Source organism: Campylobacter ornithocola, from assembly GCF_013201605.1.
Taxonomy (GTDB): Bacteria; Campylobacterota; Campylobacteria; order Campylobacterales; family Campylobacteraceae; genus Campylobacter_D; species Campylobacter_D ornithocola.
Genome location: NZ_CP053848.1, coordinates 163,546 through 185,163 on the forward strand (window position 1 = coordinate 163,546; position 21,618 = coordinate 185,163).

The window sequence follows — 21,618 nt, forward strand, 5'->3', positions numbered from 1 at the left end:
AGCATTAATCATTCCAAAAAATGTTGTTCTTTCAATGCTGTGCCAAATTCTATATCGCAAGTTGCTTTTTTGCCAAGTATGGTAGGCAAAAACTTAGGATGTAAACCTAAGTTTGGTCTTACACTTTTTACATTTTCTTGTGTAAAATTTTCTCCTTTTTTGATGTCTTTACTAGCATATAAACTTCTTGCAAAATGGCGGTTTTTTAAAGTTTTTTCATCTATTGTTAAGCTAGCTTTGCCTAGTGCTTGTTCGCTTAAACGCACCATATTGCACATTTGTTTAAACTCATCAAAGTCAAGACTAAATTTAGCATCAGCACTATCGAGAGTTTTATTCAATATAAAATGTTTTTCTATAACTCTTGCCCCAAGAGCTACAGCTAAGGCTGGTGCTAAAAATCCTTCACTGTGATCGCTTAAACCAATTATAGTGCTAAATTTTTCTTGTAAAGTTTTTATAGTATTTAGGTTTAGATCGCAAATTTGCGAAGGATAAGCTGAGGTGCATTTAAGCAAAATTAGATTTTGGTTATTTTCTTCTTGAAAAATTTTAACAATCATTTCAAGTTCTTCTTCGTAGGCTATGCCTGTAGAAACCAAAGTAGGTTTGTTTTCTTTAGCTACATAGCGTACAAAATTATAATCATTTGCTTCAAAAGAAGCGATTTTATAAGCTGAAGGGTTAAATTTTCTTAAAAAATTTACATCTTCTTTAGAAAAAGGACTAGAAAAACAGATTAATCCTTCATTTTTAGCACATTCAAAAAGCTTTTCATGCCACTCATAAGGTGTTTTAGCTTCTTTGTATAGTTCATATAAATTACGCCCATGCCACAAACCACCCTCGATGATAAAATCTTTTTTATTAGAATTTAGCGTCAAACTATCTGGGGTATAGGTTTGAATTTTTATAGCATCAGCTCCCGCTTTTTTAGCTGCCTGTATGGTTTTTAAAGCTACTTCAAGGCTGTTTGCATGGTTAGCTGAAAGCTCAGCGATGATGAAAACTTTCTCGTTCAAATTAAAATTTTCTATAAACATTAAAAGCCTTTTTTTGATTTGAATAAAAATTTACTATATTTTATATTTTAATTATTAATTATGATTAAAGGTTTATTTAGTAAAATAAATTTATTAATAAGTTATCTAAGGAAAAGCTATGACTAAAACACTAGAATACTCAATTTATCATTTTTGTGAGCACATTTTAAAACTAAAAATTTCACCAACAAGTGTGATTAGAGGTGAGCTTTATGGGGCTTCTATACCTTTGTATTTTAAAGATGAGGAATATAGTTTTTATTTATTTTTTCAAAAAAAAGCTTTAAATGAAATTGCATTATTTTTACTACACGAAGAACTAAAAGAAGATGGATTAGCAGATTTGGTAAAAGAAGTGGCAAATCAAATCATAGGTTATGCTAAAAAATTACTTAATGATACTAATGGTAAAGATGAATATCGTTTAGGTGTTCCTGAGTATTTAGGACGTATTGATGGGTTTTCAAAAATTAAACTGAAAGAAAAATTTACCTATGAAATGAAAAATGCTCGTTTTAGAATAGGTTATAAAAAACTATGATAGAAGATCATTTAGGATTATTGCAATCTTATGAAGATATTTTAGATATTAGCGTAGATTTTGTCAGCGAACTTGGCACAACTAATATGAGCGTAAAAGAGCTTTTGAAGCTAGAGGTAGGTTCTGTGATAGATCTTGAAAAGCCAGCAGGTGAAAGTGTGGAGCTTTATTTAAATAAAAGAATCTTTGGTAAAGGTGAGGTAATGGTATATGAAAAAAACCTTGCTATAAGGATTAATGAAATTTTAGATTCTAAATCAGTGTTGCAGTATTTCAAAAAAGAACTGCAATGAAATTTATTTGGATTTTACTATTTGCTTTACCTCTTTTTGGAGCTAAAATTCTTGATTATAATATTTATCCAAGAGAAGATAGGGTAGATATCACTTTTTCGTTTGATGTTCCTTATAAGGAAGGTATTAGTCAAAAGAAAAAAGATGGTATTATTATTTTTACTTTAAATGCTCAAAGTGCCAAAGAAGAAGATAAAACATTAAATTCTAGCATCATTAAAAAAGTTAAAATTTTCTCAGAAAGTAAAAAAACATTTATAGCTTTAAGCGTCGGTGATAAAATACAAATCAATGCAGATACAATTGGTGAGTATGGTTTAAGACTGCGTGCACAAAAAGAAGGTGTGAATTTAACAACTAAAAAAAGCTTAGATGAAAAAAGCAAGGAAGTAAGTATGCAAGAGTATGATTTTACAAATTATATTTTAGTTGTAAGTATTTTAATACTTTTATTCATTGCGCTTTGGTTTTTAAAGATATATTTAAAACAAAAACATCCTTTAGATAGAAATTTTAACTTGATTTTTCAAAGACCACTTGATAGATATAATCAGCTTGTAGTTTTTGAATATGGCTTGAAGCGTTATACTATGGTTATAGGAAAATCAAATATAATATTAGAAACAACGGAGGCTGTGATAAAAAACGAAGAGCAAAATAAAACATCACAAAAGCCAAAAGAAAAGGATTTTGACTCTTATTTTGAAGAAAATAAGCAAAGATTGCAAAATTTGCTTTTAAAACAAAATAATTAATTTTTTTGATTAAAAGCTAAAATTATGAGTTTTGGCTTTAAAATCTTTTTAATCTCTTCTTTTGAAAAATAAATTTGTTTCTTATCTGAATAAATATATAAAGTATGATTTTTTAATGTAAAATCAAGATTTATATCAGTGTCTTTTGCAAGTTTTTTTGCTAATGCTAAAATAAAATTAAGCCAAGTTAACACATGATTGTTTGGTAATAATTCTTTGATATGTTCGATAGCAAAAGGATTTATTTTTTTACCATTAGCTTTTAAAAGAATAGAAATGAGTAAAATTTCCTTATGTGAAAAACCAAAATGTAAGCCATTTAATGCCATATAAGCGCTATGCTCATTAGCAAAATAAAAATTAATTCTTTCGCCCACATGAGCTAATTTGGCGGCATTTAAAAGATCTTTTTTAAAACTAATATCAATTTTATGAAGAGGCAAAAGGGTGTCAAATAATTTATTTGCAAAATATGTACTTTTGTCATTGTAATCTATGTTAAAACGATCTTGTAAAGATTTTAGACTTGGGTTGAAATTAGATGGAAATTTAGCAGTAAATTTTGAAAAATCTGTTGTATCGTTTTTTATTTTTGTATATTTTTGAAAAAGATTAGATAAAAACACTCCCTCTCTTACACCCACCGCAGAAGTGATGATATTTTTGGCCTTTAAATTTTTTGCTAAGGCTAAAAATATCACACAGCCTTCTTTTATGGTGTCAAAACGATCTTTTTTGATATTAAAATCAACTAAATTTTTAGCATTTTGAATTTTTTCTATATGATTTTTTTCCTTTTCAAAACTATAACTAAAATTATGAATCATTTTCAATGGATAAGAGTTTTTTTTCATTATAGAATTCGATAATGCTCTTAAGCTTCCACCTATGGCAATGATGTTATCATTTTGAAAGCGTTTTGGGACTTGTGCTAGTGCTTCTTGTATGAATTGATCTAGGGCATTAAATCTTTTAGTGTCATAAAAAATTTCTTTTAATCTTACTGTGCCAAGATCAAGTGAAATACAATCTATGATAGCACCTTCTTTAATTAAGCAAAGTTCTGTTGATCCTCCACCTATGTCTATTGTTGTTGCATTTTTAATATTTGATAATAAATTTAAAGCAGCAAGTCCACCTAAAAATGACTCAGTTTTTCCGTTAATACATTTTATATTTAGACCTACATTTTTTGCTATCCTAGCAATAAAATCTTTTGCATTAGGAGCATCTCTTAGTGCAGAAGTTCCAACAGCGATAATTTTTCTACATTTTTCTTTTAAAGCTTTTTCTTTAAAATAAGCTAGAGCTTTCTCAGCTTTAAGCATAGCTTCTTCTTGAAGAATTTTATTGTTATTGTAGGCGTTTTCTCCAAGTCTTATTTTCTTTTTATGTTCGCTACAAATAAAAAAACCATACCTTGAGGTTCTTTCAAAGATTACCATACGAACAGAGTTAGAGCCAAGGTCAATTACTGCTGTTTTTTTAGCCATTAAATATCTTTGTTTTTGTGTTTTAAACGAAGTTCATCAATACTTTCTACATTGTCAGGGTCAGGTATGATACAATCTACTGGACAGGCTACAATACAGGCTGGCTCTGAAAATTCATTCACACACTCAGTACAAAGATCAGGATCTATAACATAGATTGGTTCGTTATCATAAATAGCCTCATCTGGGCATTCTTCCCTACATGCATCGCAGGATATACATTCTCTAGTAATTAAAAGTGACATACTTTTCCTTTTTATGAGTAATAAAAAAGACTTATACTATATAAAAACTTATAGGTAATTTAAAATAAAAGAAAAAATAAATCTAATTTTTTAGAATGATTCAATCATTCTAAAAAATTTTTAGTTAGTTTTTTTAGGAAAACAAAAACGATATCCTCTGCGACGTACAGTTTCTATGGTAGAAATATTAAGTGGTTTATCCATTTTTTGTCTTATTTGGTTGATTGCAACTTCTATAACATTTGGAGTTACAAGTTCAGGTTCTTCCCAAATAGCATCTAAAAGCTGCTCTTTTGATACGATCTGATCAGAGTGTCTAGCTAAATGAGTTAAAACTTCAAAAGGCTTACCTTTTAACTCTATATCTTTTCCTTGGTAAGTGATTTTTTCTTCGTCAGGGTCAATCACTAAATCATCAATTTTAATTACATTAGTTCCACCAAATCTAAGTCTAGCTTCGATTCTTGCCAATAAAATTTCAAAATCTAAAGGTTTTTTTATATAATCATCTGCTCCGGCTTTTAAAGCTTTAATTTCGTTTTCTTTATCTGCTTTTGTGCATATTGTTACTATGGCAGTTCTTGGAGATTTTTGTTTAATGGCATTGATTAAATCACTTGCGTCGTTATTGCCAATAACCCAATTTGATAATACTAAATCATAGTGTCTAATACCTATAAAATACTCAGCGTCTTTAAAATTTTCCGAAGTATCACTTTGGTAACCGAACTCATTCAAAGTGTTTGATAAGGTTTTATTAAGTGACGCTTCATCTTCTACAACCAAAATACGCATTTTATTCCTTTGAAGATAGTTTTAGTGCAAAAGTATAACACAAATTAAGCAAATATTCAAAATTCTTTAAAAAAATTTTAATATTTTTTACTTAGACTAGCTCCAACACGTGCGTTTTTAATAATATCAGGTTTATAACAAGTGATATTTATAAATTGAAGCTTTTTATGGTGTTTTTTAGTATCTTTACATATGTATTTTAAAGACTTTTCTATGGTTTTAAATTTTTTCTTTTTGTAAATTTTTTCTATTCTAGCACATAATTTTGCATAATCTAAAAATTGTTTACTTTTAGCTTCTAATTCTATTAAGACTTTTTGTTCTTGAATTCTTTCAAAATCTAAAAGGCCTATAATACATTTAAATTCTAAGCTAATTTTTATATGACTTTGCATTCTTGTTTTCCAACAAGTCTTAAAATATTTGGTATGTGTTTATAAAGCACTATAAATGCTATGATAAAAATTGGTGCATGAGTATTAACAACAGGCATGTCATAGTGAAATATAAAAGAACTAATTATAAGAGTAAATAAGGCTCCAAGTGAAGCTAAACTTGAAATTTTAAACACTTTTCCTATGATAAGCCAAACTAAAATCGCACATATAATTTCAAAAGGTAAAAATACCGCTAAAACTCCAGCTCCAGTAGCTACTCCTTTGCCACCTTCAAATTTCAAATAAGGAGAAAAGCAGTGACCAAATACCGCTAAAACAGCCATAGTCCATAAGATATTTTCATCATAACCTAAGATTTTTGCTATTAATATAGGTATCACTCCTTTAAACGCATCTAAAACAATAGTCGCAACAGCAAGTGTTTTAGCAAGTTTAGGATCACTTTCTTTTACTACTCTTAAAACATTAGTGGCACCTATGCTTTTACTGCCTGCATTTTTAATATTTGTTTTGGCAAAAATTTGAGCTAATAAAAGCCCAAATGGTATAGCACCTATAAGATAAGCTAAAAGATAGATTATTAAATTTTCCATTTACTTTGTATCCTAAAATTTTAAAAACTTCATAATGAATGATAACAAAAAACCCTGAAATTAATATTTAAGAGATAATTTATCCTATAATAATTTTTATTGTTAAATAGAAATTTTTTATTTTGTTTAAAGAAAATTATAGATATATTTCTAATAAGTTTATTTTAAATAGGCTTTATTTTATCTTAATTTAGGAGTAAATAATGAAAAAAATTTCATTATTAGTTGCATCATCATTATTAGTTGCTTCAGCTGTTTTTGCTAATGATAGAGCTTTGTTAGATGAAGCAAAAGCTGCAGGTTTAGCACCTTTGCCAAAGGATCAAGCAGGTGTTGAAAAACTATTAAAAGAAATGGGCGTTGAGGCTAGTAAATTTTCTAAAGAAAAAGCTAATCTAGGTAAAAAGTTATATTTTGAACCAAGACTTTCTAAAAGTGGTTTGATTTCTTGTAATACCTGTCATAACTTAGGTATGGGTGGTGCTGATGGTATCGCAGCTGCTGTAGGGCATAAATGGACAACCAATCCTCATCATTTAAATTCGCCAACAGTATATAATTCAGTTTTAAATTCAACCCAATTTTGGGATGGTAGAGCAGGTACTTTAGCAGATCAAGCAAAAGGTCCGATTGAAGCAGAACCTGAAATGGCAACTCCTGCTAAATTAGCAGTAGAAAAAATAGCTTCTATGCCAGAATATGTGAAAGAATTTAAAAAAGTTTATGGTAGTAGTGGAGTAACTTTTGATAATATTGCAGATGCCATTGCTACATTTGAAAGAACACTTTTGACTCCATCTAAATTCGATAAATTCCTAGAAGGTGACACAAAAGCTTTAAGTAAAAAAGAAAAAGAAGGTTTAAAAACCTTTATTGATAAAGGTTGTACAGCTTGCCATACTGGAGTAAATTTAGGTGGTAGTATGCAAGCTTTCCAAGTAGCGGCACAATATAAATTTGCAAATGTGGGAGATTTTAAAGGCGATGCAAATGGTTTGGTTAAAACTCCAACTTTAAGAAATATTGCTGAAACAGCTCCATATTTCCACAATGGTGCTATTTGGTCTTTACAAGAAGCAATCAAAGAAATGGGTAGTGTTCAACTTGGCATAGAAATTTCTGACAAAGAAGCAGCTTCTATAGAAACCTTCTTAAATGCTTTAACAGGTAAAAAACCAAACATTACTTATCCTCAACTTCCAAAAGCAACTGAAAAAACTCCAAAACCAGAGCTTTAATTTAAATCTTAAGACGCTTTTTTGCGTCTTAAGCTTATTTTATATAAAATCAAGATATAATTACAGCTTTTAACCACTAAAGCTTTCTAAATTTATGTTTTTACATAATGCTTTATGGTACTACCAAAATATTTTAAGAAAGGATAGCTGTATGTATGCTATTATAAAACACAGTGGAAAGCAATACAGAGTAAGCCAAGGTGATGAGCTTAAACTAGATCGTTTTGAAGCTGAAGTAAAATCAAGCGTAGAAGTAAGTGAAGTTCTTGCAGTATGTGATAAAGAATTAAAGGTAGGTGCGCCATTTGTTACGGGTGCAAAAGTTGTTTTAGAAGTGATTGCTCATGGAAAAGACAAAAAAGTTGTGATTTACAAAAAAAGACGTAGAAAAGACTCAAAATTAAAACGTGGTTTTAGAAGACAATTTACTCGCGTTAGAGTAGTAGATATTAAAGCTTAAGGAGTAAAGTATGGCACACAAGAAAGGTCAAGGTTCAACTCAGAATAATCGTGATTCTATAGGTCGTCGTCTAGGTGTTAAAAAATTTGGTGGAGAATTTGTTCGTGCTGGTAATATTATCATTCGCCAAAGGGGAACAGCAACTCATGCAGGTAACAATGTAGGTATGGGAAAAGATCATACAATTTTTGCTTTAATTGATGGTTTTGTAAAATTCGAAAGAAAAGATAAAAATAGAAAAAAAGTTTCTGTTTATCCTGCATAATTTTAAGGCTACTTTGTAGCCTTTTTCTTCTTTTTAATCTTAATATATTAAAAAAAATATAATATCATTTTAAAAATTTATACTTTGGTGATTGTATGTTTATAGATAATGTAAAATTAGTTTTAAGTTCAGGTAATGGTGGTAAAGGTGCTGTGAGTTTTCGCCGTGAAAAACATGTTCCACTTGGTGGACCTGATGGTGGCGATGGTGGAAATGGTGGCGATGTATATTTTATATGTGATAACAACACTCACACTCTAGCACACTTTAAAGGTAAAAAAGAACTTAAAGCACAAAATGGCCAACCGGGTTTGGGTCGTAATAAAAATGGCAAAAGAGGGGAAAGTTTAGAGTTGATTGTCCCTCAAGGCACTCAGGTAATTGATGCGCAAAGTGGGGAAGTTTTGCTTGATATGCTAGTAGAAGGTCAAAAAGAACTCTTTTTAAAAGGTGGTAAAGGCGGTCTTGGTAATACTCACTTTAAAAACTCTACTAATCAACGTCCAGATTATGCCCAACCAGGTGTAGCAGGAAAAACCTTAAGTGTGCGCTTAGAGTTAAAACTCATAGCAGATGTTGGACTTGTGGGTTTTCCAAATGTAGGAAAATCAACCCTTATAAGCGTAGTATCTAATGCAAGACCTGAAATAGCTAATTATGAATTTACCACTCTAACTCCAAAACTTGGTATGGTTGAAGTAGATGATTATAATTCTTTTGTAATGGCAGATATCCCAGGCATTATAGAAGGTGCAAGTGATGGTAGGGGTTTGGGGCTTGAGTTTTTAAGACATATAGAAAGGACTTCTTTTTTGCTTTTTGTACTTGATCCATTAAGAGAAATGAGCCTAAAAGAGCAATTTTGTGTTTTAAGAAAAGAGTTGGAAAAATTTTCAAGCAAACTCTATGCAAGAAATTTTGGCTTAATGCTTTCAAAAAGCGATAGTGTAAATTTAGGTGAGGAATTTGCTCAAAAAATGCAAGATGAATTTAATGAGTTAAAAGCTTATTTACAAAGCCAAAATAATCCACAAAGTTTTTTTATCAAAGTGTCAAGTCTTGAAAAAACAGGTTTAAAAGAGCTTAAATTTATGCTTTTAGAAGAAGTTAAAAAAATTAGAAACCAAAATAGTCTTTGATGAGTGAAAATTTAACTATAGACTTTATCCAAAAATATATCGAGTCTAATTTTAAAGGCTTGGTATATAAATTTACCTATAAAGAACATAGTTTTTTTTATAATCCCGATAGGGTTTTAAAAAATGGAGTTTATTTTTGTACTGTTAAAGAAAATGATGGGGTAAATGATAAAGCTTCGAATTTAAATAGAAAAGGTGTGTTTCGTTTAAGTTGCTCTCTTTGTGATCAAGATTACCAAAAGCTTTTTGGTCAAAAACCTAAAAAAGCTTTAAAGGGTGAGGTTGTTAATTTAAATTATGATTTTTCTATGCTTGATTTTATCATGCCTCATCCAATTTATGCCTATATGGGGTATATTTGTATTAATAGTCCTTCTAGAAAAAATTTTGAAATTTTTAAAAATTATCTTGGACTTTCATATCAAAAAGCTATAAAAACTTACCAAAAAAGGATAGTGGTGTTATGAAAAATATCATTTTTATGGGAACTCCTTCTTATGCAACATGTATTTTAAAAGAGCTTGTTGATAAAGGGTTTAATGTTCAAGCTTTATTTACTCAGCCTGATAAACCTGTGGGTAGAAAACAAATTTTAACTCCAAGTGATACTAAAAAATTTGTTTTAGAAAATAATTTAAATATAGAAATTTTCACTCCAAAAATTTTAAAAGATGAAAATATAATCAACGAAATAAAAAGTTTAAAACCTGATTTTATAGTTGTTGCTGCTTATGGGAAAATTTTACCAAAAGAAATTTTAAATATTGCTCCTTGTGTAAATTTGCATGCTTCTTTACTACCTAAGTATCGTGGTGCTTCTCCTATACAAAGTGCTATTTTAAACGCAGATAAAATAAGTGGAGTTTGTACTATGCTTATGGAAGAAGGGCTTGATAGTGGTGCAATCTTAGAAAACATAGAATGTGATATAGAAGGTAAAAATTCAGCTGAAGTTTTTATCATGCTTTCAAATTTAGCAGCTAAGCTTACTATTTCTACGCTTTTAAATTTTGAAAAAATTATCCCAAAAAAGCAAGATGAAAGTTTAGTTACACATTGTAAAAAAATCAAAAAAGAAGATGGGTTGATTGATTTAGATAATGCAAGTGAAATTTATCAAAAATTTTTAGCTTTTACACCTTGGCCTGGAATTTTTTTAGAAAATGGTATGAAATTTTTAGATATAGAATTAGTTGATAGTGAAAAAAATCAAGAAGCAGGTTTGATTTTACAAATAGAAAAGGAAAGCTTTTTGCTTTCATGCAAAAAAGGCATTTTAAGAGTTAAAATTTTACAAGAAAGTGGAAAAAAAGCTTTGGATGCTAAGACTTATTTAAATGGAAAAAGGTTAAAACTTGGAGATAGTTTATTTTGACGAGCTTGGATCAACTCAAGTTTATTTAAGTGATAAAATTCGTGGCGGAGAAATTATAGAAAATACTGCTATTTGCGCTTTTATTCAAAGTGCGGGAATAGGTAGCAGAGATAATGCTTGGCAAAGTAAGCAAGGAAATTTACACATATCTTTTTGTATAAAAACACAAGAATTAGTACAAGATCTTCCTTTGGCTTCTGCTAGTATATATTTTGCATTTTTAATGAAAGAAGTATTGCAAAGAAAAAATTCAAAAGTATGGATTAAATGGCCTAATGATTTTTATATAGATGATAAAAAAATAGGTGGATTGATGAGCTCTAAAATTAATGATTTTTTGGTTGTGGGAATGGGGATTAATCTTAAATATGCTCCATTTAATGCTGAAATTTTAGATATAGAGGTAGATATACAAAAACTTTTAGATGAATATTTTTCTTATATAGATGAGAAAATTTTATGGAAGAATATTTTTAGCAAGTATATGTTAGAATTTGAAAAATCGAGAAATTTTTTTATACACAATGAAGGCAATATTTTACCATTAAAAGATGCTTTGTTGTATAAAGATGGTTCTATATTGTTAGACAATAAAAGGATATATAGTTTAAGATGAGTGAGATAATAACTATTGCAAATCAAAAAGGTGGAGTAGGTAAGACTACTACAGCTATTAATCTAGCAGCTTCTTTAGCAGTAGCTGAAAAAAAAGTTCTTTTGATAGATATTGATCCGCAGGCTAATGCTACGACAGGACTTGGTTTTAATAGAAATAATTATGAATATAATATATATCATGTTTTTATAGGCAGAAAAAAACTTTCCGAGATTATTTTAAAAACTGAACTTCCACAATTATACTTAGCTCCTTCAAATATTTCTTTAGTTGGAATTGAGCAAGAAGTGGTAAAAGAAAGTGGAGAATATAGAACGATTTTAAGAGAAAAAATCAAAGAAGTTGCCAAAGACTATGATTTTATTATCATTGATTCACCGCCTGCACTTGGAAGTATTACAGTAAATGCTTTTGCAGCAAGTGATAGTGTTATCATTCCTATACAATGTGAGTTTTACGCACTTGAAGGTGTGGCAATGGTTTTAAACACCATAAAATTTGTGAAAAAAACTATCAATCCAAAGCTAAAAATTAAAGGTTTTTTACCAACTATGTATAGTTCTCAAAACAATCTTTCAAAAGATACTGTAGAAGATTTAAAGCAAAATTTTAAGCAAAAGCTATTTAGAACAGGTGATAACGAAGATGATTTTATCATTATACCAAGGAATGTAAAATTAGCTGAAAGTCCAAGTTATGGGAAGCCTATTATACTTTATGATATAAAATCTCCAGGCTCTTTGGCATATCAAAATTTAGCACATTCTATACTAGGATAAAAAATGGCAAAAAAAAGTGCATTAGGAAGAGGTTTAAGTAGTATTTTAGCTGATATTGATGAGGTTTATGAAAAAGAGTTGGGTTCAAATGAAGGCAGAATAGAAGAAATTGATATAGATCTAATTAGTCCAAACCCTTATCAACCAAGAAAAAAATTTGATACACAAGCTTTAGAAGAGCTTGCAGGCTCTATCAAAGAATATGGTTTGATTCAACCTATTGTTGTTTTTAAAAAAGATGAATTTGATTATATTTTAATAGCAGGTGAGAGAAGATTTAGGGCATGTAAGCTTTTGAAAAAAGAGCAGATTAAAGCTGTAGTTTTAAATGTTGATGATATAAAATTAAGAGAGCTTGCTTTAATAGAAAATATCCAAAGAGAAAATTTAAATCCTATAGAATTGGCACATTCTTACAAAGAGCTATTAGAAATTCATGATATTACTCAAGAAAAGTTAGCAGATCTTATTCATAAATCAAGATCGCAAATTGCTAACACTTTAAGACTTTTAAATTTAAATGAACAAACGCAAAATTTTATTATAGAAGGTAAAATTTCTCAAGGACATGCAAAAGTTCTAGTAGGATTTGAAAAAGAAGAAGAAAAAATGATAGTTGATACTATCATTGGCCAAAAACTTAATGTAAGAGATACGGAAAAACTAATTAAAAATTTTAAAAATACAAACTATTTAGAAAAAAATACAATTTCAAATAAACAATATCAATCTATGGTAAATTTGAAAGACAAAATCGAGTCTTTAGGTTTAAAAGCAGGTATAAGAGATTTAAAAATTACTATTAATTTTACAAATGAAAATGAAGTTAAGGAATTTTTAAAGACATTGAATTAAATATGTTTTTAGGTATATTTTGTTATAATTTCGCATTTTATTTAGATTTATTTAGGAGTATTAATGTTTAATGATGTACATTTTTCTATAATGATAGCCACTGGTATCATTTTTTTGCTTATGATAGTAATTTTAAATTCTATACTCTATAAACCTTTGATTAAATTTATGGATTCTAGAGATTTAACTATTAAAAATGATGAAGAAAAAATGAAAAAGAATTCTGATGATATTTCAAATGTAGAAAGTGAATTGGAAAAAATTCATATTCAAACAAGAGATGAAATTAATCAAATAAAAGCAAAAGCAATAGAAGAAGCTAAAATAAAACAAGAAAAAGAATTGTCAACAAGAAAAAGAGAATTAGAAGATCAAATGCTTGTTTTTCTTAAAAGTTTAAGGGAAAAAGAAAAAGAATTAAAAGAAGAGATGCGTTTGAAAATGCCAGAATTTAAACAAAGCTTTAAAGATAGCTTGAGTAAAATTTAAGGAAAATAAATGTTAAAAAAAATTGTATTATTATCAACACTTCCTTTTTATGTTTTTGCAGCAGGCAATGGAAGTGGTGAGTATGATATTATTCCAAGAGCGGTTAATTTTGTTTTATTTGCTGCTATTTTGTATTATTTCATAGCAACACCTTTAAAAAATTTTTATAATGAAAGAATTGAAAAAATTGCTTCTAAAATGAATGAAATTCAGGAAAAACTCATTGCAAGTAAGAATTATAAACTAGAAATGATGAAAAAGCTAGATCTTGCTAAACAAGAAGCCGCTAATGCAGTTGCATTTGCAAGAAAAGAAGCAGAGATTATTACAGATAAAATAGAAGCTGAAACAAAAATGGAGATTAAAGCTCTAGAAAAAACTTACGAAGAACATAAAGAATATGAAATAAGAAGAATGGAAAAAGAAGTTGTCCAGGCAGTTTTAGAGGAAATTTTCGAAGATCAAAATTTACAACTTCAGCAAAAAGAAATTTTAAATATTATGATGAAAAAGGTGTCTTGATGGAAAGTATCATTGCAAAAACTTATGCAAAAGCAATACTCGAAAGAAGTGATTTTGAATATTTTTATTCTAATTTATTACAACTAAGTTCTGCTTTTACATCTAGTAAGTTTTTAGATATTTTAAATTCTTATGAGGTAAAGCAAGAGAAAAAACTAGAATTTATACTTTCTTTATTGGATAATCCAAGTGGTAGTTTTAAAAATTTTATGAATTTGATTGTGATTAATAATAGGGAGATGTTGATTCCAGAAATCACTAAAGAATTAAGCGAACAAAAAGCATTAAAAGAAAATACATTTTTAGGACAAGTTTATTCAAAAGAACAACTAAACGAAGAAGAAATTAGAAATTTAGAAGAAAAACTTAGTGCTAAGTTTAATGCAAAAATTAAATTGAATAGTAAAATAAGTGATAATGATAGTGTAAAGATTAGCTTAGATGCTCTTGGTTATGAAATTTCATTTTCAATGCAAAGCTTAAAAGCTAAAATGAACGAATATATATTAAAAGCAATTTAAGGAGATTTGATGAAATTTAAAGCAGATGAAATTAGTTCTATTATAAAAGAAAGGATTGAAAAATTTGACTTTAATCTTGAAATAGAAGAAACCGGTAAAATTATTTCAGTTGCTGATGGTGTTGCTAAGGTTTATGGTCTTAAGAATGCTATGGCTGGAGAGATGGTTGAATTTGAAAACGGTGAAAAAGGAATGGTGCTTAACCTTGAAGAATCAAGCGTAGGTATTGTTATCTTAGGAAAAGGTCTCGGACTTAAAGAAGGAAGTTCAGTTAAGAGACTAAAAAAACTTTTAAAAGTTCCAGTTGGTGATGCATTAATAGGTCGTGTTGTGAATGCTTTGGGTGAGCCAATTGATGCTAAAGGTGTAATTGAGGCAAGCGAATATCGTTTTGTAGAAGAAAAAGCAAAAGGTATTATGGCTAGAAAAAGTGTTCATGAACCACTACATACAGGTATTAAAGCAATTGATGCTTTAGTTCCAATCGGTAGAGGACAAAGAGAGTTAATCATCGGAGATAGACAAACAGGTAAAACAACTGTTGCAATTGATACAATTATTAGTCAAAAAGGTAAAGATGTTATTTGTATTTATGTTGCAATTGGCCAAAAACAAAGCACAGTTGCTCAAGTAGTTAAAAAGCTTGAAGAATATGGCGCAATGGATTATAGCATAGTAGTAAATGCAGGTGCTTCTGATCCTGCTGCACTGCAATACCTTGCTCCATATACTGGTGTGACTATGGGCGAGTATTTTAGAGATAACTCAAGACATGCATTGATTGTTTATGATGATTTAAGTAAACATGCTGTTGCGTATCGTGAAATGTCTTTGATTTTGCGTCGTCCTCCGGGTCGTGAAGCTTATCCAGGAGATGTATTTTATTTACATTCAAGATTACTTGAAAGGGCAAGTAAATTAAGTGATGAGCTTGGCGCAGGAAGCTTAACAGCATTACCTATTATTGAAACTCAAGCAGGTGATGTGTCAGCTTATATCCCAACCAATGTTATTTCAATTACCGATGGTCAAATTTTCTTAGAAACAGATTTATTTAACTCAGGTATTCGTCCTGCGATTAATGTTGGTTTATCTGTATCTCGTGTTGGTGGTGCTGCCCAAATTAAAGCTACTAAACAAGTTTCGGGTACATTAAGACTTGATTTAGCTCAATATAGAGAGTTACAAGCTTTTGCACAATTTGCAAGTGACTTAGATGAAGCAAGTAGAAAACAACTTGAGCGTGGACAAAGAATGGTTGAAGTTTTAAAACAACCGCCATATTCTCCACTTTCAGCTGAAAATCAAGTTGTAATGATTTATGCGGGTACTAAAGGATACTTAGATGATATAGCAGTTTCAAAAATTGGAGAATTTGAAGCAGCTTTATACCCATTTATTGAAGCTAAATACCCAGAAATTTTTGAGCAAATTAGAACCAAAAAGGCTTTAGATAAAGATTTAGAAGAAAAATTAGCTAAAGCATTGAGTGAGTTTAAAGCAAACCATATATAAGGTTTTTAAATGTCTAATTTAAAAGAAATTAAAAGAAAAATAAAAAGTGTTCATAATACACAAAAAACAACCAATGCTATGAAGCTTGTTTCTACTGCCAAATTAAGAAAGGCAGAAGAGGCGGCTAAAAAATCAAAAGTTTTTGCTCAAAAAATTGATGAAGTTTTGTCAGAAATTGCTTTTAAAATTAACCAATATGAAGGACTTGATGATAAACTTCCGTTTTTTAGAAAAAAAGACAATATTGAAAAAATGGATATTATTTTCATTACTGCCGATAAAGGTTTATGTGGTGGTTTTAACATCAAAACTATTAAAACAGTAAATGAAATGCTCGAAGATTGTAAAGTAAAAAAAATCAAAGTAAGGCTAAGAGCTATTGGTAAAACAGGTATAGAGTATTTTAATTTCCAAAATATTGAAATTTTAGAAAAGTATTTAGATACAAGTTCTAGTCCTGACTATGAAAAAGCGTGTGCTATTATCCAAAGTGCAGTAGATGACTTTATAAATGAAGTAACAGATAAGGTTGTAATTATACATAATGGCTATAAAAATATGATTTCTCAAGAAATTCGTATTAATGATTTATTGCCTGTGGAGGCTATTGCAAGCAGGGAAGAACAAGAATCTCAATCTTTAATGGACTTAGAGCCAGAAGATGAAGAGATCTTAAACGACTTGTTAAAAACTTATTTTGAATATAACATGTATTTTTCTTTGGTTGATTCTTTGGCGGCTGAACATAGTGCAAGAATGCAAGCTATGGATAATGCAACCAATAATGCAAAAGCAAGAGTTAAACAACTTAATTTAGCTTATAACAAAGCAAGACAAGAATCTATTACCACCGAATTGATAGAGATTATCAGCGGTGTTGAGTCAATGAAATAAATTTAGGAGTGATGATGCAAGGTTTTATTTCTCAAGTTTTAGGACCAGTGGTTGATGTTGAATTTAAAGAATATCTTCCACAAATTAATGAAGCTATTATTGTTAATTATGAATTAGAAGGAAAAGAGTGTAAGCTAGTTCTTGAAGTAGCTGCACATTTGGGTGATAATAAGGTAAGAACTATTGCTATGGATATGACTGATGGTCTTGTTAGAGGTTTAGTAGTAGAAGCAACTGGTAACCCAATTAGTGTTCCAGTGGGTGAAAAAGTTCTTGGAAGAATTTTTAATGTAACGGGTGATTTAATTGATGAGGGTGAAGAGATTAATTTTGATAAACATTGGTCAATTCATAGAGATCCTCCTCCATTCGAAGAGCAAAGTACAAAAAGTGAAATTTTTGAAACAGGTATTAAGGTAGTTGACTTGTTGGCTCCTTATGCTAAGGGTGGTAAAGTTGGTCTTTTTGGTGGTGCAGGTGTTGGTAAAACCGTTATTATTATGGAGTTAATTCACAATGTTGCATTTAAACATAGTGGGTATTCGGTTTTTGCAGGTGTTGGTGAAAGAACACGTGAAGGTAATGATCTTTATAATGAAATGAAAGAAAGTAATGTTTTAGATAAAGTTGCATTATGTTATGGTCAAATGAATGAGCCACCAGGGGCAAGAAATCGTATTGCTTTAACAGGTCTTACTATGGCTGAGTATTTTAGAGATGAAATGGGACTTGATGTATTGATGTTTATTGATAATATCTTTAGATTCTCTCAATCAGGTTCAGAAATGTCAGCACTTTTAGGAAGAATTCCTTCAGCTGTTGGTTATCAGCCAACTTTAGCTAGTGAAATGGGTAAATTCCAAGAAAGAATTACTTCAACTAAAAAAGGTTCTATTACTTCAGTTCAAGCAGTTTATGTGCCAGCAGATGATTTAACAGACCCTGCTCCAGCAACTGTTTTTGCACACTTAGATGCAACTACAGTTTTAAATAGATCAATTGCTGAAAAAGGTATTTATCCAGCTGTTGATCCACTTGATTCTACTTCAAGAATGCTTGATCCACAAATTATAGGTGAAGAGCATTATAAAGTAGCACGTGGAGTGCAGTCAGTGCTTCAAAAATATAAAGATTTGCAAGATATTATTGCTATTTTAGGTATGGACGAGCTAAGTGAAGAGGATAAATTAATTGTTGAAAGAGCAAGAAAAATTGAAAAATTCCTATCTCAACCATTCTTCGTTGCTGAAGTATTTACAGGAAGTCCTGGTAAATATATTAGCCTAGAAGATACAATAGCAGGTTTTAAAGGTATTTTGGAAGGAAAATACGATCACCTACCAGAAAATGCTTTCTATATGGTAGGTGGAATTGATGAAGTGATTGAAAAAGCAGAAAAACTTAAGGCTTAATAATGGATAACTTAATACATATAGAGGTGGTAACACCTCTTGGTATGATTTATAATGATAATGTAAAATCTATTGTTCTTCCTGGAAGTGAAGGTGAATTTGGTGTTTTAAAAGGACATGCATCTTTAATCTCTTCTTTAAAAGCGGGAATTATAGATATAGAAAAATCAGATTCAACTCATGAATTGGTTGCTATTGATTCAGGTCATGCAAAAGTATCTGAAACTAAAGTAAGTGTTTTAGCAAAAGGTGCTGTATGGGTTGGTGGAAATAGTGATAGTGAAATAGCTAAAAGATTGGATGAAGCAAAAGATTTAATCAAATCTATGAGTAGTGATAGTGTAGCTCTAGCTTCTACTTTTGCTAAGATGGATAATAATGTAAGGCAAAAATAGTGGATTTTCAAGCAATTTTTCATTTCTTTGAAAATACAAGCTTAATCACTTATATTGTATTGGCTTGGCTTTCGGTGTATTTTATATTTAGTTTTAGTATTTTATTCTCAAGATTAATACTTATTAATAAATGGACTCAAAATGAAGGTCAAGCCCTAGAAGCTTTAATGAGAGGGGAAAAAGATTTAAGTCAAAGTGCATCAATTTTGAAAAAATGTGTAGAAATTGATGAAACTAAAATGAATGTTTATAAAAATTCTGTAGAAAAAAAAGCTACAATAGGATTAACTTGGCTTAGTATTATAGCCTCAACTTCTCCTTTTATAGGGCTTTTTGGTACGGTAATTTCTATACTTGAAACCTTTGGTGGTTTAGAAATGCAAAATTCTTTAAGTATTATTGCTCCTAAAATCAGTGAAGCTTTGGTAGCTACTGGTTGTGGAATTTTGGTTGCAATTCCTGCATATAGCTTTCATTTGATTATCAAGCGTAAGGCTTATGAGTTGATTAATATCTTAGATAGCGAAATTAAGGTACTAGTAAGTTCTACAAAGGCATAATTAATGTTTTTAGAAGAAAAACCTGAACTAAATATTACACCTTTGGTTGATATTATGCTCGTTTTGCTTGCTATTTTAATGGTGACTGCGCCAAGTATCACATATGAAGAAAAGGTTCAGCTTCCTCAAGGCTCGCAAAAAACCTCAAGTGCTCCAAATATTAAAAGCTTAATTGTAACAATTAATGCAAAGAAAGAAATTTTTATAGGAAAAGATAAATTCAATTTTGTAAGTTTCGCAGACAATATGAATGCTTTAAAAGTCCAATATAATACTCAAGAAACAGTTTTTATCAGGGCAGATAAGAACTTAAAGTATGATGATGTAATGAGTGTTTTAAAAACAATGAAACATTTAGGTTTCCAAAAAGTTGCTTTGCAAACTGAGTAGAAAATGGAAGAGAATTCTGTACATAATTTTAAATCCTTTATTTATGCAGTTTTAGTTTATTTTTTTGTTGTTTTCTTGATTTTTTTTAAATTAATTGAATATAAGCCAAAAGCTATTGAGTATACCGATGATCCTAATAGTTTTATTAATATAGAGCTTGGAGATAGTATAAATCAAAATCAAATTAATATGATGCAAGAATTGCAAAAAGAAAATTTACAAAGTTTGTTCGAGGAAAATCTTTTACAAAAATACACTACAAATAAAAGCGTCAATACGCAAAATATAGAACAACGGGCAAGTGTTTTTAATGAGTTATTTGGAAAAATAGAAGATTATCAAGAAGAAAAAACTACAAAAGTACAATCTTCTATGCCATCAAAAAAACCAACTTTTACTCAAAGAGAAAAAATCAATGATTTTTCTAAACAACTTAATGAAAATTTGCAAATTAATCAAGAATTAGGACAATCTATTATAGAGCAAAAAATAGGTGTTTATGATCAATTTTTGGGTGCTGTTAGAAAATATCTTGAAGATAGATGGAGAATTTATAACCCTAGCGGGAATTTAAGTATAGAAGTAGAGTTTGTGATCGATAGCAGTGGATATTTTTATCTGCTAAGCACCACTAGTGCTTATAGTGATAATTTTGATAAAAAGGCAAAAGAATTTTTACAAAATTTAGAAGGAAGATACATAACTTTACCTCCAAATGGTAAAATAAGAAAAATCAAAATGCAACTTAGTGATATAATTGAGTTTAAAACGGAGAAACAATGAAAAAACTATTAGTATTTTTATTTTTTTGTTCAGTATTATTTGGACAAGATGCAACAATATCTGTTGTTAATAAAGGTATGCAATTGCCTAAAATTTATATTAAAGATCAATCTAATTTAAATGATTTAGATCTTAAAAAAAGTTTTTACAACATGCTTGTTAATGATATAAAAGTGAGTTCAAATTTTGAGATAACTCAAGATGAAAAACAAGGTGATTATATTTTTTCTTATATATTAAATAAAAATGGCAAGCTTTTAGATATTGATGTTGAAATTTTAGCCACAAATGAAACTAAAACAAGATTTTATGAGCAAATTCTTTCTATTGAAGAGTATCCATTTTTAGCACATAGAAGTGTTGCTCAAATGAATAGAAAATTAGGCTTTGCACCGGTTGATTGGATGGATCATAAAATTTTAATAGCTAGAACTCAAGGTAATAAGCAAAGTGATATTTTATTAGCAGATTATACTTTAACTTATCAAAAAGTATTGATTTCAAAAGGTTTAAATTTGTTTCCTAAATGGGCAAATAAAGAGCAAAATGTATTTTATTTTACTGCCTATGAAGATGAAATTCCAACACTTTATAAGTATAATATGAAAAATAAAAATATCACAAAAATCATTGCTAGTAAAGGTATGATGGTTGCTTCTGATGTGAGTGATGATGGTAAAAAAATTTTACTAACCATGGCACCAAAAGACCAACCTGATGTATATTTATATGATGTGGATTCAAAAAATCTGACACAAATTACAAACTATATGGGTATTGATGTAAATGGTAATTTTGTGGATGACGATAAGAAAATTGTATTTGTATCTGATCGTTTGGGTTATCCAAATATTTTTATGCAAAATTTAGAGTCCAATTTAACAGAACAAGTTGTTTTTCATGGTAAGAATAATTCTTCTGTTTCTACCTATAAACATTATATGGTTTATTCTAGTAGGGAAATAAACCAAAGTGGAGTTTTTAATCTTTATTTAATGTCAACTCAAAGTGATTATATAAGGCAACTTACTGCAAATGGTAAAAATCTTTTTCCAAGATTTTCTAGTGATGGAGAAAGCGTTGTGTTTATTAAATATTTGGGTTCTCAAAGTGCATTAGGAGTTATTAGAATTAATGCAAATAAAGCCTTTCATTATGGTTTAAAAGTAGGTAAAATTCAATCAATTGATTGGTAAAATATCAAAATAGCATTTTTTTTGTTATAATTAAGTATGATTTTTTAATAAATAAAAA

29 protein-coding genes are annotated in these 21,618 nt (G+C 29.4%); 23 read left to right on the forward strand and 6 right to left on the reverse strand.

Going from position 1 to position 21,618, the window contains the following annotated elements:
- Positions 1-8 precede the first annotated feature (8 nt).
- Entirely contained in the window at positions 9-1,043 is a 1,035-nt protein-coding gene (gene pseI / locus CORN_RS00870) for a pseudaminic acid synthase (protein ID WP_066007520.1), read from the reverse strand.
- 118 nt (positions 1,044-1,161) lie between these two features.
- On the opposite strand from pseI, the gene CORN_RS00875 reads away from it, so the two are divergent.
- The 3 genes from CORN_RS00875 to CORN_RS00885 are packed head-to-tail and all read left to right on the forward strand — an operon-like array spanning position 1,162 to position 2,632.
- Positions 1,162-1,584: a hypothetical protein gene (locus CORN_RS00875; RefSeq protein WP_066007518.1), complete on the forward strand. Its 423-nt coding sequence runs from the start codon at positions 1,162-1,164 to the stop codon at positions 1,582-1,584.
- The gene (gene fliN, locus CORN_RS00880; protein WP_039662535.1) at positions 1,581-1,877 is read left to right on the forward strand and encodes a flagellar motor switch protein FliN; all 297 of its coding nucleotides are present in this window, start codon (positions 1,581-1,583) and stop codon (positions 1,875-1,877) included. The genes CORN_RS00875 and fliN overlap by 4 nt, the downstream gene beginning before the upstream one ends.
- Entirely contained in the window at positions 1,874-2,632 is a 759-nt protein-coding gene (locus CORN_RS00885) for a hypothetical protein (protein WP_066007517.1), read from the forward strand. Before fliN ends, CORN_RS00885 begins: the two co-directional genes overlap by 4 nt.
- Here the strand turns inward: CORN_RS00885 and CORN_RS00890 are convergent.
- From CORN_RS00890 to plsY, 5 genes are all read right to left on the reverse strand, one after another.
- Positions 2,629-4,125 carry a Ppx/GppA phosphatase family protein gene (locus CORN_RS00890; protein WP_066007515.1) on the reverse strand — a complete coding sequence of 499 codons (1,497 nt, stop codon included), beginning with the start codon at positions 4,123-4,125 and terminating at the stop codon, positions 2,629-2,631. The two genes, CORN_RS00885 and CORN_RS00890, sit on opposite strands and share 4 nt — an antisense overlap.
- Entirely contained in the window at positions 4,125-4,370 is a 246-nt protein-coding gene (locus CORN_RS00895) for a YfhL family 4Fe-4S dicluster ferredoxin (RefSeq protein ID WP_066007512.1), read from the reverse strand. The genes CORN_RS00890 and CORN_RS00895 overlap by 1 nt, the downstream gene beginning before the upstream one ends.
- Before the next feature lie 120 nt (positions 4,371-4,490).
- Positions 4,491-5,165, reverse strand: coding sequence for a homeostatic response regulator transcription factor HsrA (hsrA, locus tag CORN_RS00900; protein ID WP_066007511.1), 675 nt, complete (start codon positions 5,163-5,165; stop codon positions 4,491-4,493).
- Between the two features lie 77 nt (positions 5,166-5,242).
- The gene (locus tag CORN_RS00905; protein ID WP_066007509.1) at positions 5,243-5,560 is read right to left on the reverse strand and encodes a dihydroneopterin aldolase; all 318 of its coding nucleotides are present in this window, start codon (positions 5,558-5,560) and stop codon (positions 5,243-5,245) included.
- Positions 5,545-6,156 (reverse strand): glycerol-3-phosphate 1-O-acyltransferase PlsY, encoded by a 612-nt coding sequence (gene plsY / locus CORN_RS00910; protein ID WP_066007507.1) that lies wholly within the window; start codon positions 6,154-6,156, stop codon positions 5,545-5,547. Before plsY ends, CORN_RS00905 begins: the two co-directional genes overlap by 16 nt.
- Before the next feature lie 203 nt (positions 6,157-6,359).
- Here plsY and CORN_RS00915 point away from each other — a divergent pair, with 203 nt between their 5' ends.
- From CORN_RS00915 to tolB, 20 genes are all read left to right on the forward strand, one after another.
- Positions 6,360-7,394 carry a cytochrome-c peroxidase gene (locus CORN_RS00915; RefSeq protein ID WP_066007505.1) on the forward strand — a complete coding sequence of 345 codons (1,035 nt, stop codon included), beginning with the start codon at positions 6,360-6,362 and terminating at the stop codon, positions 7,392-7,394.
- Positions 7,395-7,545: 151 nt separating this feature from the next.
- Positions 7,546-7,854, forward strand: coding sequence for a 50S ribosomal protein L21 (rplU, locus tag CORN_RS00920; RefSeq protein ID WP_066007504.1), 309 nt, complete (start codon positions 7,546-7,548; stop codon positions 7,852-7,854).
- Positions 7,855-7,864: 10 nt separating this feature from the next.
- Positions 7,865-8,119 carry a 50S ribosomal protein L27 gene (gene rpmA, locus CORN_RS00925; RefSeq protein WP_002862355.1) on the forward strand — a complete coding sequence of 85 codons (255 nt, stop codon included), beginning with the start codon at positions 7,865-7,867 and terminating at the stop codon, positions 8,117-8,119.
- A gap of 95 nt (positions 8,120-8,214) precedes the next feature.
- Complete coding sequence (obgE, locus tag CORN_RS00930) at positions 8,215-9,258, forward strand: GTPase ObgE (RefSeq protein WP_066007503.1); 1,044 nt, start codon at positions 8,215-8,217, stop codon at positions 9,256-9,258.
- Positions 9,258-9,725, forward strand: coding sequence for a DUF6194 family protein (locus CORN_RS00935; RefSeq protein WP_066007502.1), 468 nt, complete (start codon positions 9,258-9,260; stop codon positions 9,723-9,725). The genes obgE and CORN_RS00935 overlap by 1 nt, the downstream gene beginning before the upstream one ends.
- A complete protein-coding gene (gene fmt, locus CORN_RS00940) occupies positions 9,722-10,633 on the forward strand; it encodes a methionyl-tRNA formyltransferase (RefSeq protein ID WP_066007501.1) in 912 nt (303 codons plus the stop codon). Before CORN_RS00935 ends, fmt begins: the two co-directional genes overlap by 4 nt.
- Positions 10,614-11,249 carry a biotin--[acetyl-CoA-carboxylase] ligase gene (locus CORN_RS00945; protein ID WP_066007500.1) on the forward strand — a complete coding sequence of 212 codons (636 nt, stop codon included), beginning with the start codon at positions 10,614-10,616 and terminating at the stop codon, positions 11,247-11,249. The genes fmt and CORN_RS00945 overlap by 20 nt, the downstream gene beginning before the upstream one ends.
- Positions 11,246-12,028, forward strand: coding sequence for a ParA family protein (locus CORN_RS00950; RefSeq protein WP_066007499.1), 783 nt, complete (start codon positions 11,246-11,248; stop codon positions 12,026-12,028). Before CORN_RS00945 ends, CORN_RS00950 begins: the two co-directional genes overlap by 4 nt.
- Before the next feature lie 3 nt (positions 12,029-12,031).
- A complete protein-coding gene (locus CORN_RS00955) occupies positions 12,032-12,883 on the forward strand; it encodes a ParB/RepB/Spo0J family partition protein (protein WP_066007498.1) in 852 nt (283 codons plus the stop codon).
- A gap of 63 nt (positions 12,884-12,946) precedes the next feature.
- On the forward strand, positions 12,947-13,372 hold the full coding sequence (locus tag CORN_RS00960; RefSeq protein WP_066007497.1) for a FoF1 ATP synthase subunit B': 426 nt from the start codon (positions 12,947-12,949) through the stop codon (positions 13,370-13,372).
- 9 nt (positions 13,373-13,381) lie between these two features.
- Positions 13,382-13,894 carry a F0F1 ATP synthase subunit B gene (locus CORN_RS00965; RefSeq protein ID WP_066007496.1) on the forward strand — a complete coding sequence of 171 codons (513 nt, stop codon included), beginning with the start codon at positions 13,382-13,384 and terminating at the stop codon, positions 13,892-13,894.
- Positions 13,894-14,415 (forward strand): F0F1 ATP synthase subunit delta, encoded by a 522-nt coding sequence (locus CORN_RS00970; protein WP_066007488.1) that lies wholly within the window; start codon positions 13,894-13,896, stop codon positions 14,413-14,415. Before CORN_RS00965 ends, CORN_RS00970 begins: the two co-directional genes overlap by 1 nt.
- A gap of 9 nt (positions 14,416-14,424) precedes the next feature.
- Positions 14,425-15,930 (forward strand): F0F1 ATP synthase subunit alpha, encoded by a 1,506-nt coding sequence (gene atpA / locus CORN_RS00975; protein WP_039617356.1) that lies wholly within the window; start codon positions 14,425-14,427, stop codon positions 15,928-15,930.
- Positions 15,931-15,939: 9 nt separating this feature from the next.
- Complete coding sequence (gene atpG, locus CORN_RS00980; protein ID WP_066007486.1) at positions 15,940-16,824, forward strand: ATP synthase F1 subunit gamma; 885 nt, start codon at positions 15,940-15,942, stop codon at positions 16,822-16,824.
- Between the two features lie 14 nt (positions 16,825-16,838).
- The gene (atpD, locus tag CORN_RS00985; RefSeq protein WP_066007484.1) at positions 16,839-18,236 is read left to right on the forward strand and encodes a F0F1 ATP synthase subunit beta; all 1,398 of its coding nucleotides are present in this window, start codon (positions 16,839-16,841) and stop codon (positions 18,234-18,236) included.
- Between the two features lie 2 nt (positions 18,237-18,238).
- A complete protein-coding gene (gene atpC, locus CORN_RS00990; protein WP_066007473.1) occupies positions 18,239-18,631 on the forward strand; it encodes an ATP synthase F1 subunit epsilon in 393 nt (130 codons plus the stop codon).
- Positions 18,631-19,191 (forward strand): MotA/TolQ/ExbB proton channel family protein, encoded by a 561-nt coding sequence (locus CORN_RS00995; RefSeq protein WP_066007466.1) that lies wholly within the window; start codon positions 18,631-18,633, stop codon positions 19,189-19,191. Before atpC ends, CORN_RS00995 begins: the two co-directional genes overlap by 1 nt.
- A gap of 3 nt (positions 19,192-19,194) precedes the next feature.
- A complete protein-coding gene (locus CORN_RS01000) occupies positions 19,195-19,581 on the forward strand; it encodes an ExbD/TolR family protein (RefSeq protein ID WP_066007465.1) in 387 nt (128 codons plus the stop codon).
- A gap of 3 nt (positions 19,582-19,584) precedes the next feature.
- The gene (locus CORN_RS01005; protein WP_066007463.1) at positions 19,585-20,364 is read left to right on the forward strand and encodes a TonB C-terminal domain-containing protein; all 780 of its coding nucleotides are present in this window, start codon (positions 19,585-19,587) and stop codon (positions 20,362-20,364) included.
- Positions 20,361-21,560 carry a Tol-Pal system protein TolB gene (gene tolB, locus CORN_RS01010; protein ID WP_066007461.1) on the forward strand — a complete coding sequence of 400 codons (1,200 nt, stop codon included), beginning with the start codon at positions 20,361-20,363 and terminating at the stop codon, positions 21,558-21,560. Before CORN_RS01005 ends, tolB begins: the two co-directional genes overlap by 4 nt.
- The last annotated feature ends 58 nt before the right edge of the window (positions 21,561-21,618 follow it).